At 57.3% G+C, this 1,839-nt stretch carries 2 protein-coding genes and 1 pseudogene; all 3 read left to right on the forward strand.

Going from position 1 to position 1,839, the window contains the following annotated elements:
• Positions 1-711, forward strand: a pseudogene (locus tag ACFWPJ_RS31795) (hypothetical protein); the annotation flags it as partial.
• 80 nt (positions 712-791) lie between these two features.
• The gene (locus ACFWPJ_RS31800; protein ID WP_378857073.1) at positions 792-1,247 is read left to right on the forward strand and encodes a hypothetical protein; all 456 of its coding nucleotides are present in this window, start codon (positions 792-794) and stop codon (positions 1,245-1,247) included.
• Between the two features lie 29 nt (positions 1,248-1,276).
• Positions 1,277-1,576 (forward strand): hypothetical protein, encoded by a 300-nt coding sequence (locus ACFWPJ_RS31805; RefSeq protein ID WP_378857074.1) that lies wholly within the window; start codon positions 1,277-1,279, stop codon positions 1,574-1,576.
• The last annotated feature ends 263 nt before the right edge of the window (positions 1,577-1,839 follow it).

Consider the following 1,839-nt stretch of genomic DNA (forward strand, 5'->3'; position numbering starts at 1 on the left):
GCTGTGCAGTGGGCATTCATCGCGGAGTCGAAGTCGATGGAAAATTGCGCCGCGATGGCTGGTGTGGATGAGGCGGGCGTCAGCTGGGGGAATGAGTATGATGCCCGTGTCGATGAGGTTCTTAGATTGGCGGCTACGCTGTGTGAAGGGTTGCAGAACCTCGGCGGCGTAATTATGCAGGCCGGATTCAATTATGAACTGGCCGACTATTACAGCACGAGCAACCCTGCTGGTGCTGCCCCGACGATGCGATCGGTACCCTCTCCCATTTGCCGATACTTCGGCCAAATACCATCAGCTGGCGGTCCGAGTCAAGGGCTACGCGATGCGGTCGATACCGCGATCAAGATCGCGGATAAGTTGTCTATCCCGATCCCCGATGGCGATACCGACAAACTGAGTACTGCGGCGTCGGCATGGGGTCGATTACAGCGGGACTACATGGTTCGGATCGGCACCGTCATGGGAAAGGCCGCAGTCACGATGGACGCCGTCGTGGCTGCCGATGCGGACATTATCCGCGACAAACTTAATGGGATGCAGTCGACTGTCGATGACCTTCTAGCGGCATGCGGCGAACTTTCGACGATGTGTAGCGACCAGAAGACGGAATTGGAGACCCTGCGAAAGCAGACTCTAAAACTCTTTTGGAAGAACTCGCTGCTGCACTGCTGGCCCAAGCTGTCATCACTGCGGCGACGGCTTGGATAACACTCGGACTGAGTGCCGTTGCGACGACAGTGGCAACGACGACAATCATCGGCCGGTACGCGGCGCTTATAGCCGATGCAGTGATCGCATGGCAACGGGCGAAAGCCGCACGGGAAGCGCTTCGGGTAAAGCGTGACCTGAGCAAGGCGAAGGCTGCCGTTGATGATGCCCGGGCTTTGTCACGCAATAGACCGGTCAGATCAGAGGCTTCGCCAAAATCCGCGCCAGGAACTTCTGCGACGGATAAAGGAAATAAGATTGCCGACGAAATCAAGGACTTGCCGCCTGGCTCGGGTAAACCTGATTTGTTAGCGTCCAAATTGACGGACCAGAAACTCAGCCACGATGATGCGGTGGAAGCGACCGTCGCAGCCTCAAAGCGAGCATTCGGTGAGACTGGTGGTACCGCACCCGCTGTAGGTGGCGGTACGGTTATCCTCCCCAAGTACGCAACTCAAAAGGTAGTGATGATCGTTCGCGCAGACGGGTCGGTCGTCGCCGCGCGAGGGAACGTTGTCGACTTCATCGCTAGGTAATATGTAGTGATTCGCATGGAGGATCTCAAATGAATGAATCGGGTCGTCGCGAAATGGACATCTATTTGCTGACAGGTATGGTATGTTCAGACGCGCTGAAACACTCGATCCTGAGGCGTGTCGGAGCCAATCGGACCGAGGCTGCGATGATTCGGGAAAGAATTTCGTCCGAACTGGCGTTCGGTCCCGAGCAGATCGGAAATTTTGCGCGGCTAGTTGGGTATACCGGACCGGTCTTGGCGGATTCGGTGATTACCTATCGCTCGGTCATCTGGCCCCAGCTCGACTTCGTTGTGGTCGGTGAGGCAGGGCACTGGAAGAACGCTTAATTCCAGCGTGCGAATGGCGTGGTAGCTGAAACGTACTCCGACCCCGCTGGTATCGTGCCGCTAGCCTGTACGGAGGATGAGCTCGGTGCGTCCTTTGGTCCGTTGGCCGAAGGCGACTCGATGCCTCCGTACGAGGAATTCTTGTTCGACGCGAACGGTTTTCGCTACGGCGCTATCGCAAGTTGGGGACTGGTCCAGCGAGTGGAGAAGCTGGACGGGTGATCACCGCGCACTGGAGTGGCGTTTCCGGACCCCAACCCGAG

The organism is Nocardia sp. NPDC058497 (assembly GCF_042720195.1).
Classification (GTDB): Bacteria; Actinomycetota; Actinomycetes; order Mycobacteriales; family Mycobacteriaceae; genus Nocardia.